The 14,298-nt window shown below is 65.5% G+C and carries 13 protein-coding genes and 1 pseudogene; 6 read left to right on the top strand and 8 right to left on the bottom strand.

Annotated elements, in window-relative coordinates:
* Nucleotides 1-5 precede the first annotated feature (5 nt).
* The 3 genes from BFL43_RS24355 to BFL43_RS24345 form a co-directional block, all read right to left on the bottom strand.
* Nucleotides 6-941 (bottom strand): sugar ABC transporter permease, encoded by a 936-nt coding sequence (locus tag BFL43_RS24355; RefSeq protein WP_084895571.1) that lies wholly within the window; start codon nt 939-941, stop codon nt 6-8.
* Nucleotides 938-2,422 (bottom strand): extracellular solute-binding protein, encoded by a 1,485-nt coding sequence (locus BFL43_RS24350; protein WP_240498452.1) that lies wholly within the window; start codon nt 2,420-2,422, stop codon nt 938-940. The genes BFL43_RS24355 and BFL43_RS24350 overlap by 4 nt, the downstream gene beginning before the upstream one ends.
* Before the next feature lie 232 nt (nt 2,423-2,654).
* Nucleotides 2,655-3,140, bottom strand: a complete 486-nt coding sequence (locus BFL43_RS24345; RefSeq protein ID WP_084835144.1) for a general stress protein — start codon at nt 3,138-3,140, stop codon at nt 2,655-2,657.
* A 395-nt stretch (nt 3,141-3,535) separates the two neighbouring features.
* Here BFL43_RS24345 and BFL43_RS24340 point away from each other — a divergent pair, with 395 nt between their 5' ends.
* The 4 genes from BFL43_RS24340 to BFL43_RS24325 all read left to right on the top strand — a co-directional run bounded on the left by BFL43_RS24340 (nt 3,536) and on the right by BFL43_RS24325 (nt 7,849).
* The gene (locus BFL43_RS24340; RefSeq protein WP_084835145.1) at nt 3,536-4,828 is read left to right on the top strand and encodes a CBS domain-containing protein; all 1,293 of its coding nucleotides are present in this window, start codon (nt 3,536-3,538) and stop codon (nt 4,826-4,828) included.
* Complete coding sequence (locus BFL43_RS24335; protein ID WP_084895567.1) at nt 4,828-5,472, top strand: DUF1003 domain-containing protein; 645 nt, start codon at nt 4,828-4,830, stop codon at nt 5,470-5,472. Before BFL43_RS24340 ends, BFL43_RS24335 begins: the two co-directional genes overlap by 1 nt.
* A gap of 209 nt (nt 5,473-5,681) precedes the next feature.
* A complete protein-coding gene (locus BFL43_RS24330) occupies nt 5,682-6,629 on the top strand; it encodes a lytic murein transglycosylase (RefSeq protein WP_143695541.1) in 948 nt (315 codons plus the stop codon).
* 62 nt (nt 6,630-6,691) lie between these two features.
* Nucleotides 6,692-7,849: an Mrp/NBP35 family ATP-binding protein gene (locus BFL43_RS24325; protein WP_084895746.1), complete on the top strand. Its 1,158-nt coding sequence runs from the start codon at nt 6,692-6,694 to the stop codon at nt 7,847-7,849.
* A gap of 28 nt (nt 7,850-7,877) precedes the next feature.
* Here BFL43_RS24325 and BFL43_RS24320 read toward each other — a convergent pair whose 3' ends face one another.
* Entirely contained in the window at nt 7,878-8,657 is a 780-nt protein-coding gene (locus BFL43_RS24320; RefSeq protein ID WP_084895565.1) for a TetR/AcrR family transcriptional regulator, read from the bottom strand.
* Nucleotides 8,658-8,775: 118 nt separating this feature from the next.
* Here BFL43_RS24320 and BFL43_RS24315 point away from each other — a divergent pair, with 118 nt between their 5' ends.
* Complete coding sequence (locus tag BFL43_RS24315) at nt 8,776-9,681, top strand: ATP-binding cassette domain-containing protein (RefSeq protein ID WP_240498451.1); 906 nt, start codon at nt 8,776-8,778, stop codon at nt 9,679-9,681.
* Nucleotides 9,678-10,400 carry an ABC transporter permease gene (locus tag BFL43_RS24310; RefSeq protein ID WP_240498450.1) on the top strand — a complete coding sequence of 241 codons (723 nt, stop codon included), beginning with the start codon at nt 9,678-9,680 and terminating at the stop codon, nt 10,398-10,400. The genes BFL43_RS24315 and BFL43_RS24310 overlap by 4 nt, the downstream gene beginning before the upstream one ends.
* Before the next feature lie 383 nt (nt 10,401-10,783).
* Here the strand turns inward: BFL43_RS24310 and tatB are convergent.
* The 4 genes and pseudogenes from tatB to sigE form a co-directional block, all read right to left on the bottom strand.
* Nucleotides 10,784-11,080 (bottom strand): annotated as a pseudogene (gene tatB, locus BFL43_RS29945) (Sec-independent protein translocase protein TatB); the annotation flags it as partial.
* A gap of 46 nt (nt 11,081-11,126) precedes the next feature.
* A complete protein-coding gene (locus tag BFL43_RS24300; RefSeq protein ID WP_240498462.1) occupies nt 11,127-12,560 on the bottom strand; it encodes a trypsin-like peptidase domain-containing protein in 1,434 nt (477 codons plus the stop codon).
* 205 nt (nt 12,561-12,765) lie between these two features.
* Nucleotides 12,766-13,269 (bottom strand): hypothetical protein, encoded by a 504-nt coding sequence (locus tag BFL43_RS29800; RefSeq protein WP_084895744.1) that lies wholly within the window; start codon nt 13,267-13,269, stop codon nt 12,766-12,768.
* 158 nt (nt 13,270-13,427) lie between these two features.
* Nucleotides 13,428-14,042 (bottom strand): RNA polymerase sigma factor SigE, encoded by a 615-nt coding sequence (gene sigE / locus BFL43_RS24290; RefSeq protein WP_240498461.1) that lies wholly within the window; start codon nt 14,040-14,042, stop codon nt 13,428-13,430.
* Nucleotides 14,043-14,298: the final 256 nt, after the last annotated feature.

The following is a 14,298-nucleotide window of genomic DNA, read 5'->3' as shown; positions in this document are numbered from 1 at the left end:
TCCGGTTACCGCCCCTCGTTGTCAGAGCCGGGTGCCGAGGCCCCGAACAACTTGATGAAGATGAACGCGATGATCGCGACACACACGAAGATGAGCACGCTGATCGCGGAACCGACCCCCAGGTTGAAGGCCTTGAACAGGTTGTCGTAGCCCAGCATCGAGACCGAATAGGTGTTGTTGCTGCCGCGGGTCAGGATGTAGATGTTGTCGAACACCCGGAAAGCATCGAGGGTACGGAACAGCAGCGCCACCAGGATCGCGGGTTTCATGAGTGGCAGGATGATCCGCCACAGCCGCGTCCAGGCGCCCGCACCGTCCATCTGCGCGGCCTTGAGCAGGTCGTCCGGCACCAGCGCCAGGCCGGCGAGGAGCAGCAGCGCCATGAACGGCGTCGTCTTCCAGACCTCCGCCAGGATGATGATCGCCAGCGACGGCCACTGCTCGGTGAGCGGTGCGCTCCCGTCCGGGAGCAGGTTCGCGAGATAACCGGTGCCGGGGGTCCAGGCGTAGTACCAGGAGAACGCGGCGACCACGGTCACGATGCCGTACGGGATCAAGACGACCGTGCGGATCGCGCCCTTGGCGAAGAGGGTTCGGTGCATCACCAGGGCGATGGCCATGCCCAGCACCAGCTCGATGATCACCGACACCACCGTGATGAACAGCGTCACGCTCAGTGCCGTCCACCAGTAACTGTCCGTGAGAACGGTCCCATAATTGCTGAACCAGATGAACTCGTTCTCACCGGGAGCCGACAGGCTCGCCTTCTGCAAGCTCAGCCAGAATGCGTAGACGATCGGATAGCCGGTGACGAGGATCATCATGATCACCGCCGGGGTGATCAGCCACAATCCCAAGCGGCGCTCTGCCCGCTTGCCCTCGCTGAGCTGCGCCTTTTTCTTCTTGTTCGGCGCGGCTTCCTTGTCCAGCGTTGCGGTCATGGGATCAGCCCCTCCCCTTCGATGGCCTTGGTGACCTGCTCGGCGAGAATGTCGACCATCTGCTCCGGATCCCAGGATCCGACCGGACTGAGCTTCGCGGTGATCAAGGTCGAAATCGCCTGGTAGTCAGGAGAAGCCGGTCGCAATGCCGCCGATCCGGTCTCGAGTTGGGCCTTGATCGCGTCGCCCATCGGGTATGCGTCCTGAAATTCCGGGTCGTCGTAGATCGACGCGATCGTCGGTGGCGTACCACCACTGATCGAGTACAGCTTCTGCGACTTCTCGTTGGTCAAACACGCAGCGGCCTTGAAGGCGAGATCCTTCTGTTGCGAGGTATCCGCAACCGCGATGTTCACGCCGCCGAGTGTGACCTTCGACTGTTCGTCCGGGAGCACACCCGGATAGCGGGAGAAGTCGAAGGCGGTCTGTACCGCGGCATTGACCGGGGCCAGTTCGGCGTCGGCAGGAGGGTTGTCGGGATCGGCGAACAGCGGGCCGAACTCGGCCTTGACGTCCGATAGGAACGCAACGTCGCCGGCCGCGGCATTCGACCGCATGGACGGGAACACGAACGGCCAGTTGACCTCGAAGGTTGCCTGCCCGCTTTCCATTCCGAGCCGAGCCGAGGACTCATCGCTGTTGGTGATCGAGGGATCGGCACCCGGAGCGGTCGCGACTGCCTTGAGCGTCTGCAGTGCCTTCAGGGTGGCGGCGCGATGCTCGGGGGTGTCGTTGAGTGTTTGCTTGTTCGGGTCGTCCGGGTCGAGCACCTCACCGCCGGCACTGGCGAGAACCGAGTTGAACCACACCATCAGGCCCTCGTACTGCTTACCTTGCACCATGATGTAGCTGGGCCCACCGGCCTTGCGGATCTCCTCGTTCTCCGCCAGCATCTGGTCCCACGTCGCCGGCGGGGTCGGCCGGTTCAAGAACTGTTCGATGACATCCTTGCGGTACCAGAGCAGCTGGGTGTTGGTCCAGGTCGGAATCGCGTAGAGACGTTTTTCGTTGTCATCGTTGGTCTTCCAGAGAGCGGTCTCGTAAGGGCCCCCGAGGGTCGTCGCCTTGATCTCCGCAGCCATCTCGTCGGGAACCGGTTCGATCCAGCCCGCGTCGGCGAACTCTGCTGTCCACACGACGTCCATGCCCATCAGATCCAGGCCCTTGTCGTTGCCCGCCAATCGACGCGCCAACTGCAGGCGCTGGTCGTCCGCAGCCTTCGGCAAAGCAAACGTCTTGATCTTGTACTCGCCGTTGGACTCCGCGGTACACGCGTTCCCGGCTTCCTCGATGAACGACGCGCCATCCGCGGGCGCATAGACGTTGATCGTCCCAGTCGTGTAACCGGAGCTACATGCACTGAACACCGGAAGTGCCACAGCAACTGCCGCACAAGACAATCCGAACTTTTTCAAACCGCCGTACTTGTTGGGTCCTGCTGATCGACCGTCATTCTCGGCCGAATCGCCTTTGCACCGCACGCAGCCTCCTCGATGAGTCCGAAAGGTGCGCCGATCGCTACCGACGCACCCCTCCATGCCTGCAAGTTAACTTATAGGCGTCTGAGAGTGACGCGCAACACAGTCGGCATGATCGTGCCAACCTGACATCAAATCGTTCCCCCCGGTCACGGACCGGTATCACCTGCCCGGGCCCGCTACGCTGCATCTTCGCGGGCGCAGGACCTGGCAATGCACTCTCCGACCGGCGGTACTAAGGAGTGAGACGGCTGAGCATGTCCCGGGCGCGTTCGGCGCTCTTGGGGTCACAGAGGACGTCATAGCGGCCGGCGACCAGCTGCATGGTCGAGGAGAAGTCGCGCTGGCCGCGCGTCGCTGCGTACGGGATGGAGGTCGACACGACACCGAACACAATGCCCCCGACCAGACCAAAAAGCAACGGTACCAATGGATTCGTGTCGACAACGATTCCGACGAGCAACCCGAAGAAAAGGCCGAGCCAGGCACCGGACACGATGCCACCGCCGATCACCTTCCCCCAGGTCAGACGTCCCAGCACGCGTTCGACCTGCATCAGGTCGACACCCACGATGGTCACGTCCTGGACCGGGAAGTTCTCGTCGGACAGAAAATCCACCGCGCGTTGCGCTTCGGCGTACGTCGTGTACGAGCCGATCGGCCATCCCTTGGGTGGGGTCGGCAGTCCGGGGCGTGGCGTCGGGCGTATCGGGTTACTCATGGTCTCTGCTCCTCGTATTACCGGATCGGCCTGAATCCGCCATCTGCAGTCTGCGACGCATTCGGCCCGTCTGATGGAGATCATCTCAGAACCGGCACCGAGCCTGCCATCATCGCAAGGCGCTTCACCACCAGTCGCCCGCGATCACGGCCTGCACCGCAGGGCTGTGGCGGTCACGTCCACATCGAGGTGAGAGAGGCCACCGCGCACGGTAATACACGCCCCCGCCTGTCAAACACGGCTCTTGTCAGTGCGTTTCGAACAGAACCCATCCGGGTGCATCACCTCCCCGGCACCCGGAATTCACCCACCTCCCGTACCGGTGCGGGGTGATGACAGATGAGAACTGTCCCCGCGGAAGACGCGCTCGGACGCGCCCCACTACCCTTACCCCCATGGCAGCGGTGAGCAAGGCATTCGTGGCCAGGCTTGCCGGTCTGGCCGTCATCGGACCCGACGGCGAATCCATCGGCCGGGTGCGAGACGTGGTGGTCTCCATCCGGTTCGGCACCGGCCAGCCGAGAGTCCTCGGGCTGGCTGTCGAGCTGACGACCCGTCGACGGATCTTCGTCCCGATGTTGCGGGTGACTGCCATCGAGCCGAACTCGGTCACCCTGAGCACCGGAACCGTGAGTCTGCGACGGCTGATCCTGCGTCCGGGAGAGGCTCTTGTCCTCGGACAGATAGTGGAATCGCGCGTGCGCGTCGACGACCCCGACCTCGAACATCTCGCCGACGAGGACCTGGCCGTGGTCGACGTCGCCATCGAACGCAGACGCACCCGCGACTGGGTGATCTCGCGCGTCGCCGTCCGCGGCGCCCGCACCCGCCTCGGCCGACGGGGGGAAACCCACGTGGTCGAGTGGAATCATGTCCTCGGATTGACCCAGAGCGCCCTGGCCCTGCCCGGTCAGGGGGTGGCCCAGATCCTGTCCCAGTTCGACGGCATGCGGGCTGCCGACGTGGCACACGCGCTGCGTGAACTACCGTCGAAGCGGCGCCAGGAGATCGCATCGGCACTCGACGACGAACGACTCGCCGACGTCGTACAGGAACTCCCGACCGACGATCAGACCGACCTCCTCGGACACATGGCCGTCGAGCGGGCCGCAGACGTCCTCGAAGCGATGGACCCGGACGATGCGGCCGACCTCCTCGGTGAGCTGCCCGGCGCCGAGGCCGAGGCGTTGCTGCAGTTGATGGATCCGCAGGAGTCCGAACCGGTCCGCCGGCTGATGCTGCACTCCCCCGACACCGCCGGTGGTCTGATGACCACCGAACCGCTGGTCGTCACGCCGTCGACCACGATCGCCGAAGCCCTCGCCCGCGCCCGCAACCCGGACCTGACGCCGGCGTCCGCGTCCCTGACGTTTGTCGTGCGACCCCCGACCGCCACCCCGACCGGCAAGTACCTCGGCTGCGTCCACATCCAGGCCCTTCTGCGGGAACCACCCGCCAACCTCGTCGGTGGAATCATCGACGATCGGCTTCCCAACCTCGGCCCGAACGACTCCCTCGAGAAGGTCACCCGTTACTTCGCGACCTACAACCTCGTCTGCGGACCCGTCATCGACGATGACGGACACCTGATCGGGGCGGTGACGGTCGACGACCTCCTCGATCACCTGCTGCCCGAGGATTGGCGCGAGACCGAAGGCGATGACGATCTGGCCGAAGGGCTGCGCTGATGAGCCCCAGTGATCGTGACAACCGGTCCACCCCGAGAACTGAGCGGCAGAATGCCCGTTCCGTACGGCGACTCGACACACCCGGCCAGAACCGCCGCTGGAAACTGAACCTCGACTCCGACGTTGTCGGGGTCTACAGCGAGCGCGTCGCACGGTTCCTCGGCACGGGCCGGTATCTGGCCATCCAGACGATCATCGTCATCATCTGGATCTTCCTCAATCTCGTGGTCATCAGTCTGCGATGGGATCCATACCCGTTCATCCTGCTGAACCTGGCCTTCTCCACGCAGGCCGCCTACGCGGCGCCACTGATCCTCCTGGCCCAGAACCGCCAGGAGAACCGCGACAAGGTCTCGCTCGAAGAGGACCGCATGCGCGCCGAACAGACGAAGGCCGACACCGAGTTCCTGGCCCGCGAACTCGCCGCCGTTCGGCTGGCCGTCGGTGACACCGTGACTCGCGACTACCTTCGACGCGAGCTCGACGACCTGCTCACGGAACTCTCCGATCGGTTGCTCGGCGACCAGGCCAAACGGGACGAGCAGGCCAAACGGGACGAGCAAGTGAGGCGGGACGAGCAACTCAGGCGCGACGACCACGAGCTCGAAGACCGCAAGCGGTCCGGCGGCCTGCTCGACGACTGATCGCTCGCGCTGCCGGCATACGAACCCGGCCGGACGGATGGCTCTGCGATAAACATCGGTTTGCCCGCGCACGCATTCCGCAAATATGTATTGTGGGTCACATTCGCCGTGCGACATGGCGGTCGGGGAGATCAACACAGGAGTTGCGGGACGTGCGGTGGGGTCGAGTGCAATTGCTGACCGGTTGTGCGGTCATCGGTATCGGCCTGATGGCCGCCGTGAGCTCTAGCGCCTACAGTGGGCCCGCACCCACGCTCACCGCTGCCACCGACATCGAGCGGCCGGTGACACCTGCCGCCGAGATCCTCCCCGTTGCGGCCCGTCCGCAACTCGACTTCCTCCCGCCTGCGCCTGCACCCGCCGACGACCTCCCACAAGTCATCGATCCGCTGTCGGTACCGCGGATCCGGGCAGATGCCCTGCCGACGGGCCCGCTGGGAATTCCCGGAATCGTGTTGCAGGCGTACAAGATGGCTGAGCAGCGCGTCGCTGCGGAGTCACCTCAGTGCAAACTGCCCTGGTTCTTGCTCGCCGGGATCGGCCGGATCGAATCCGGGCACGCCGGCGGCGGCAACGTCGACAGTTCCGGCACCACGCTGACCCCGATCGCGGGCCCGTTGCTCAACGGCCACCTGTCCGGTAACGCAGTGATCACCGACACCGACGGCGGCCGGATCGACGGAGACCCGGGCCACGATCGCGCGATGGGACCGATGCAGTTCATCCCCTCCACCTGGGCCTCGTGGGGCAGTGACGCCAACGGCGACGGGAAGTCCGACCCCAACAACATCTTCGACGCCACCTACTCGGCCGGCCGATACCTGTGCTCCGGTGTCACCGACATCATGGGCGAAAAGACCAAGGTCAGCGCAGTGCTGCGCTACAACAACTCGATGGAGTACGTGTCGAACGTGCTGTCCTGGGCGGCGGGGTACGCGACCGGTGCGGCGCCGACCGACACCGGTCCGCTGCCCGCCCCGACGTCATCGAGTTCGTCCAGCAGCAGTTCCTCTTCGCCGGCGCCTGCGAACCCGAGCTCGCCGTCCGCGTCACCGTCCACCACTAAGACCACAGAGCCCTGTGTGATCATCTGCTTGCCGCCCGAGGTCCAGTCGCTGCTGCCGCCACCTCCTCCCGCACCCGCACCGGCTCGCTGAACCGCCCCGGTTGCGCGTACCGAAGCGGGGTGGATGAGACCGCGGGCGTAAACTCGCGCCTGATGACACAAGCAACGTTGCCAACGGAATCCGCCATTCGCGCGGCACTGGCCAAGGTGGACGACCCCGAGATCGGGAAACCGATCACCGACCTCGGGATGGTCAAGTCGATCGCTGTCGCCGACGACGCCAGCGTGGCCATCGTGATCTACCTGACGACGTCCGCGTGTCCGCTGCGGACCGAGATCACCCAGCGCGTCACCACTGCCGCCGCCGACGTCGCCGGGGTCGGGCGCGTCTCAGTGGAACTCGACGTGATGAACGACGAGCAACGCACCGAACTACGCAAGAGCCTGCGCGGAGACCGCGCGGAGCCTGTGATCCCGTTCGCCCAGCCCGGCTCCCTCACGCGCGTCTACGCGGTGGCCTCGGGCAAGGGCGGTGTCGGAAAATCCAGTGTCACCGTGAATCTCGCTGCGGCACTTGCCGACCGAGGCCTGAAGGTCGGCGTGCTCGACGCCGACATCTACGGCCACTCGGTGCCGCGGATGCTCGGAAACGACGCCAAGCCCACACAGGTCGAGAAGATGATCCTGCCGCCGATGAGCCACGGCGTGAAGTTCATCTCGATCGCACAGTTCACCAGTGGCAACACACCGGTGGTCTGGCGCGGCCCCATGCTGCATCGGGCACTGCAACAGTTCCTGTCCGACGTCTTCTGGGGGGATCTCGACATCCTCTTGCTCGATCTGCCACCGGGCACCGGCGATGTGGCGATCTCGGTGGCACAGCTGATCCCCGGTGCCGAGATCCTGGTGGTCACGACCCCACAGCAGGCCGCGGCCGAGGTTGCCGAACGCGCGGGCGCCATCGCACTGCAGACCCGCCAGAAGATCATGGGCGTGGTCGAGAACATGTCCTGGATGGAACTGCCGGACGGCAGTCGCATCGAACCATTCGGATCCGGTGGTGGCGCCCGGGTGTCGGAGCGCCTGACCGTCGCCGTGGGAGCGGAAGTCCCGTTGCTCGGGCAGATCCCGCTCGACCCCGCGCTGCGAGAAGGCGGTGACGAGGGCATGCCCCTGGTGCTTTCTGCCCCCGACTCGACCGCCGGCGCCGCTCTGCGGCAGGTCGCCGAACGCCTTGCCGTTCGCAAACGCGGTCTGGCAGGCATGAATCTGGGCATCGACACCACCCGGAGTGCAGGCCCGAAAAGCTGATCGCACCAACGCATCCGGGCACGCCGGCTCAGCGGCGCAGGAGCGCCTCGATCCCGTCGATGATGCGCGCCAATCCGAACTCGAACGACGAGGCGGGGTCTGACATCGAGTTGTAGGCCTCACCGGCGGCTCGGCCCACGCGAGACGAGATCGGGTAGTCGCGGCCTTCCATCAACCGCTCCAGAACCGGCGAGTTGATCTCCCACCACTGCTGGTCGGTCATGCCCGATTCCGTCCTGGCGCCTGCCGCCTCGATCGACGACCGCGCCGAACTCTCCGCGAAGCCCGCGAGCACGGCGATGGTGTGATCCATCTCGAGATCTCCCAGACCGACACCCTCGATCGCCGCCAGTTGCCATTCGTACCGAGCCGATCCATTCGGCCCGATCCACGGCCGCGCCTTCTGTACGTGTAGCAACCATGGATGCCGATGGAACTCGTCCCACAGCTGCCGCGCGATCTCGGTCATCCGGTCCCGCAGGGTGCCCGAGTAGGCGGGCTGGTCGGCCTCGCCCATGACCTCGTCGACCATGAGGCCGATCAGCTCCGCCTTTCCCGGCACATAGGTGTACATCGACATCACACCCAGCCCCAGCTTGTCGGCAACCTTCCGCATCGACAGAGCCGACAGCCCCTCGGAGTCCGCCAGTGCGATCGCCGCGGCGATCACCTCGTCGACCGACACCCGCTGCCGCGGTCCACGAGAACCTCGGGGCGCGCCGGCGCTACGCCGCCAGAGCAGTGTCAGCGTCCGGTCGACCACCGGATCGGCGGATCCGCGCTCTTCGGGCGAACGGGTGTCATCCATCTGCACAGAATACGTCGTGTGGTGTACGGTGAACGTCCCCAAGTCCGTACACCATACGAAGTTAGGCGACACATGACTTCTACACCCGCTATATCCGCGCGTGGACTACGCAAACGATATGGAGACAGCTGGGCACTCGATGGGTTCGATCTCGAGGTCGCCGGGAACGATCCACGGCCTTCTCGGACCCAACGGCGCAGGTAAGAGCACAGCGGTGCGGGCACTGACCACCCTGATCGACCTCGACGACGGTGCCGCGACGGTGGCCGGTCGAAACGTCTCGACGCAGTCGCGCGCGGTACGGCAGCGGGTCGGACTCATCGGCCAGTCCCCCGCCCTCGACGAGGTACTCGGAGGCCGGCAGAACCTCGTGATGTTCGGTCGTTTGTTCGGGCTCGAGAAGGCCCGCGCGCGACAGCGAGCAGACGAATTGCTCGAGGTCTTCGACCTCACCGACGCAGCGACCAGAGCGGTGGCGAACTACTCCGGCGGGATGCGCCGCCGACTCGACATCGCTGTCGGACTCATCCTGACCCCGGCGGTGCTGTTTCTCGACGAACCGACCACCGGTCTGGACCCTCGGGCCCGCAACGAGGTCTGGCGCACCGTGCGCGAGATCGCGGCAGCGGGCACCACGGTGCTGCTGACCACCCAGTATCTCGACGAGGCAGACCAGCTCGCGGCGACCATATCCGTGATGAATCACGGCCGAGTCATCGCCGAGGGTTCACCCGACCTGCTCAAGAGCCGCATAGGTGGTGACCGGGTCACCGTGACCGTGTCCCAGAGCACGCCGCTCGAGCGGGCGACCGACCTCCTGAGCGAGGCCCTCTCGGCACGCCCGACCGTCGTGGACGCCGACAGCCGAACGCTGACGTTCGAGATCGACACCGCCGCAGGCGGACTCTTCTCCGTGGTGCGCGCGCTCGACGCGGCCGCGATCGCACCCGCGGACCTCCTGGTGCGTCGTCCGACCCTGGACGAGGTCTTCCTCCACCTCACCGACGAAGGGAGCACACGATGAACGATCGACAGATGAGAGCGGCCACCGAGTCGACGAGAACAGGCACCCTGCGCGCGGGATGGATCATCGCCTCACGCGACCTCGCGCACTGGCGGCGTGATCCCTGGACACCGATCTTCGGGCTGGCGTTCTCGATCATGCTGCTTCTGGTCTTCGGGTTCCTCTTCGGCGGCGCGATCGACATTCCGGGAGTCGACGATTCGGACCGAGCCGACTACATTGCCTTTCTCGTACCCGGAATGCTCGCGTTGAGCATGATGTTCGGTGTCGAGACGACGACCGCTGCGATGGCCGCCGACGCCAAGAAAGGCATCACCGACCGCTTCCGTTCGATGCCCATCGGCAACGTCGCGGTGGCGCTCGGCCGGGTGGGCGCCGACATGCTCAACTCGGTCGTCGAGCTCTCGGTACTGATCGTCGGCGGCCTGCTGATCGGTTGGACGATCGACTCAGATCCCGCCTCGGCCGCGCTCGCGATCGTCCTGTTGCTGGCCCTGAGGTTCTCACTGTTGTGGGTCGGGATCTTTCTCGGGCTGACGTTCCCGAGCGAATCGGCGACCTCGGCGTTCAGGTCCTGGTCTGGCCGATCGGATTCCTCTCGACCGCGATCGTCTCGGTGGAGACCATGCCCGGGTGGCTCGGCACAGTGGCGGCCTGGAATCCGATATCGGCCACCGCCACGGCCACCCGCGACCTCTTCGGAAATCCGACGGGGGTGACCGGCGGACCGTTGGACGCGTGGGCCATCGGCTTCGCGGTCATCTGGCCTGCGGCGATCAGCCTGGTGTTCATGGCGTTGTCCACGAGGGCGTATCGGCGGCTGCGGCGCTGAGAGACGTGGGGCGCTGAGACACGTGAGCCGCTGAGATCAGGTGGCGTCCCAGCGATCGACCGAGCTCGTCGCGGAAGCCGCGGGCTCGGTCGACCCGCCCGTCTTGCTCAGGTCGGGGGTCTTACCCGCCCCGGTGTCGTTGCCGGACCCTGCGCCCATGTCGGACCCGGTGCCCTTGCTTGATTCGGTGCCCTTGCCGAGCGACACCACCGTGGAGTTCTCATCCGTGGTCGGCAGGGGCTGGGACACCGGCTTGATCTTCGACTGACCTGAATCGAACTTGCCCGTGAAGATCGAATCGTCACCGTCGAGCAGATGTTTGGTGATCACCGAACGCGGGCTCATACCGCGCAGCTCGTTGAGTTCGGCGAGCGGTTTGCGGAGATCTTCGAAGTCCGCCCCGAGATCGTCCTTGAGAGCGCTGGTGGCACCGGTCGCGTAATCGCGAACCTGCCGGATCGATTTCATGGTCCACGAGATCGCGCTGGGGAGACGCTCGGGACCGAGGATGACCAGGCCGGCGATCATCAAGACCGCTATCTCACCCCAACCGATGCTGCTGAACACCGCTCCAGGTTACTGTGCGCAGGCGAACTGTCGAATCGAACGGGTGTCAATCGCTGGCGGGGGTGATGGTCGCGTCGAAGGTGCGTCCGTCGCGCCAGTACTCGAACGGCACGTCCGCACCGATCTCGGAGGTACGAACGGCCACGGTGAGCTCGTCGGCGTCCTCGATGACCCGATCGCCGAATTTGGTGATCACGTCGCCTTCACGGATACCAGCTCGTGCGGCCGGCGATCCCTCGACCACGTTGCGCACCTGCGCGCCGAGCACGCGGTCGTTCCGCACCGAACTCGCGTTGACGCCGATCTGCGCGTGCACCACCCGGCCGTCCTTGATCAGGGCCTGAGCGATCGGGAGGAACTCGTTGACGGGGATGGCGAAACCGAGGCCGATGGAGCCGCCGCCGGGTGCCAGTCCGGCGGTGTTGATCCCGATGACCCGCCCCTGATCGTCCACCAGCGGACCACCGGAGTTACCGGGGTTGATCGCCGCATCGGTCTGGATGGCGTCGATCACCGCGTCGGTGTCGGATGTCTCGTCGGGCCGCAGTGGGACCGCACGGCCCTCGGCGCTGACAATCCCGCTGGTGACCGTCTGGTCCAGACCGAGGGGGGCTCCGAATGCGACGACTTCCTCGCCGATCTGGATCTTGCTGGAGTCACCCAGCTTCGCGACCGTGAGGTTGTCGACGCCGTCGACCTTGAGGACCGCGAGGTCGGTGCGGATGTCGCGACCCACGATCCGCGCCGGGACCCGGGTGCGATCGGAGAAGACGACCTCCAGCTTGGCGCTGCGATCGTTGGCCGCCATCGAGATGACGTGATTGTTGGTGACGATGTATCCCTCTTTGTCGATCACCACACCTGAACCGGTGCCGCCGCCGTCCGCGAGGCGGACATCGATCATCACGACGGACTTCTCGACCGCCTGCGCGACCCGCGCCACCTGGCTGCGGGGCTCGTCTTCGTTGTCGTCATCACTGCCCGAGAGGGAGACCGTATCGGAGTGCAGGGGTGAAGAAACCTCGGCCGTCAGCCGTCCGATCAGCCCGCCGGCGAGCCCGATGACCACAGCGATGACGGTGAGTACCGCGAGCGCCCTCCAGCTGACCTTGCGGTCGAAGAGGACTTCGCTGACGCCGAGTTTGGGGCCCGGGGTCGACGGTGGAGGCGGCACAGGAGTGCCGACCGCCGGCGCGCTCAGCGCAGCGGCCGCGTCGGGATCGCGCCACGGGTCGGCAGGCTCCGGTGTCGATTCCTTCACACCGAATCGGGAGTCGGGATCACGCTGAAGGGTGTCGGCACCCTCAGGACGGGAGAATGCCTCTTGCAGTACAGGGTCGGGGTCGGCGATCACCGGTTGCGCGGGACGCGTTCGACCGGCCTCGGGCGGGGCGAATGCGCCGGCGACGCCGTCGGGCCTGCCGAACACTGCGGTGGTCTGCTCCGGTACGGCAGGGTGCGAATTGGGGCGTGGCGCCAGTCGCGGCGCCTGGTCGACCGAGCCTCGCGCGAGATCACCGTCCGGCCGCCGCGGAGATGGCTGCGAGCCGTTGTTGTCAGCGTCTGTCACTGGCCCGCCCGAATCACCGGTCTCATCAAGAACTCGAACCCCTCGCTTGCAGCTGGTCGCCTGGACATCACCGGGTGTACCGGGTGATCCTCACCGAGGCTACCTGGCACCGGTCCTACCGATTGCGCCGCCGCTGACCGCGGTGGACGGGGAAGCCTGGAGCGTCCAGCGGCGATTCCTCGCCGACACGCCGATCGTCGCGGGCACCGCCGTCGGCCATTCGAATGTCGATCTCGCGGGTCGGGATCTGGTTCAGTTCGCCGAGCAGACCGGCGGGCATGGTGACCTCACCCGACCGACGGAGCGCGGCGCGGGCCGCGCTCTGGGCCTCGACCTCGGCCCGGCACTGTGAACACGCCTGGAGATGCTGGGACGCCCGCATGTAGGCATTCATCCGCAGTTCGCCGTCGACGTATGCAGCGACCGCTTCGGTCGCGAGATGCTCGGTCGAGAGGAACTTTCGGCCCCCGGCGCTGCCGGGTGCGCGATAACTCTTGTTCTGGGTCAGCATCGACGATGCCGGTAACCAGCCGAGCACCCGACGGCGGTTCCGCAGGCCCTTCGAAGTGTCGTGCTCGGAATCCTTGGTGCGCGAATCGTCGGGAGTGCGCTCGTCCATCGTCTTCACCCCTTCGCATCGGTGTCGCACCTGCGACGTCAGAATCCGACTGTACGGAATCCCGGCGCGGACCGCCGGTTGTCGTCGTCATCCACCGAAACAACGTTCGTGCAGTCCCGCGAGTTCCGCGGACCGCGGGTGTCTGCAGTCGTAGTGCCTCAGAAGTCCTGCGCGAGGACGGAGCGGCCCGAGTGGTGACCACTGGACGCGAGATGATCCCGGATGGCCTGCCGGCCGCGGTGGATGCGGCTGCGCACGGTACCAAGCTTGACCCCGAGGGTGGTGGCGATCTCCTCGTAGGACAGACCTTCGATGTCGCAGAGCACGACTGCCGCACGGAACTCGGGAGCAAGGGAGTCGAGTGCACTCTGCAGGTCCGGGTCGAGGTTCGCGTCATGGAAGATCTGCTCGGGATCGGGCTCGTTGCCGGGAACCCGCTCGTAATCTTCGGGCAGTGCCTCCATCCGAATCTTGTTGCGGCGCCGCACCATGTCGAGGAACAGGTTCGTGGTGATGCGATGCAGCCACCCTTCGAACGTCCCCGCCTTGTAGCTCGACAGCGAACGGAACACCCGGATGAAGGTCTCCTGCGTCAGGTCTTCGGCATCGTGCTGGTTACCCGACAGGCGGTAGGCCAGCCGGTAAACGCGGTCTGCGTGCTCACGAACCAGATCGTCCCAGGCCGGCATGAGAGTGGAATCGCCGGTCGCATCGAACCTTGCGGTACCGCCTTCGGGAATCGGATCGCCGGTCGTCTCGAGCACGCCTGTCACACCATCGGAGTGGCCTTCGCCCACCGCAATGTCTGCCCTGTCGGTTTCGGTGTTGGCATCGATCACGATCAACTCCACTTTTCTCCCCAGGACCAACTGCTCACGCCGGTCGTATTGCGCACCCTCAAAGATGGGATCCAGGTATTGATACCCAATCGGTCCAACATCGAAGCCTGCCTGCTTTGTTCCCCTATGACCTTGTCTGACCGGGGTGTGCACGCACTATGAGAGGGCTGAGTGTTACCTGAGAGTCACA

The organism is Williamsia sp. 1135, assembly GCF_002095395.1.
In the GTDB taxonomy this organism is placed as follows: domain Bacteria; phylum Actinomycetota; class Actinomycetes; order Mycobacteriales; family Mycobacteriaceae; genus Williamsia.
This window is presented reverse-complemented; position numbering and strand designations above follow the sequence as displayed.

Bases quoted from the DNA above. Each gene is read 5' to 3' on its own strand.
- BFL43_RS24330 (WP_143695541.1), top strand. From the start codon at position 5,682: ATGGCCGCCGTGAGCTCTAGCGCCTACAGTGGGCCCGCACCCACGCTC.
- BFL43_RS24335 (WP_084895567.1), top strand. From the start codon at position 4,828: ATGAGCCCCAGTGATCGTGACAACCGGTCCACCCCGAGAACTGAGCGG.
- BFL43_RS24325 (WP_084895746.1), top strand. From the start codon at position 6,692: ATGACACAAGCAACGTTGCCAACGGAATCCGCCATTCGCGCGGCACTG.
- BFL43_RS24310 (WP_240498450.1), top strand. From the start codon at position 9,678: ATGAACGATCGACAGATGAGAGCGGCCACCGAGTCGACGAGAACAGGC.
- BFL43_RS24345 (WP_084835144.1), bottom strand. From the start codon at position 3,140: ATGAGTAACCCGATACGCCCGACGCCACGCCCCGGACTGCCGACCCCA.
- BFL43_RS24355 (WP_084895571.1), bottom strand. From the start codon at position 941: ATGACCGCAACGCTGGACAAGGAAGCCGCGCCGAACAAGAAGAAAAAG.
- BFL43_RS24340 (WP_084835145.1), top strand. From the start codon at position 3,536: ATGGCAGCGGTGAGCAAGGCATTCGTGGCCAGGCTTGCCGGTCTGGCC.
- BFL43_RS24320 (WP_084895565.1), bottom strand. From the start codon at position 8,657: ATGGATGACACCCGTTCGCCCGAAGAGCGCGGATCCGCCGATCCGGTG.
- BFL43_RS24315 (WP_240498451.1), top strand. From the start codon at position 8,776: ATGGAGACAGCTGGGCACTCGATGGGTTCGATCTCGAGGTCGCCGGGA.
- BFL43_RS29800 (WP_084895744.1), bottom strand. From the start codon at position 13,269: ATGGACGAGCGCACTCCCGACGATTCGCGCACCAAGGATTCCGAGCAC.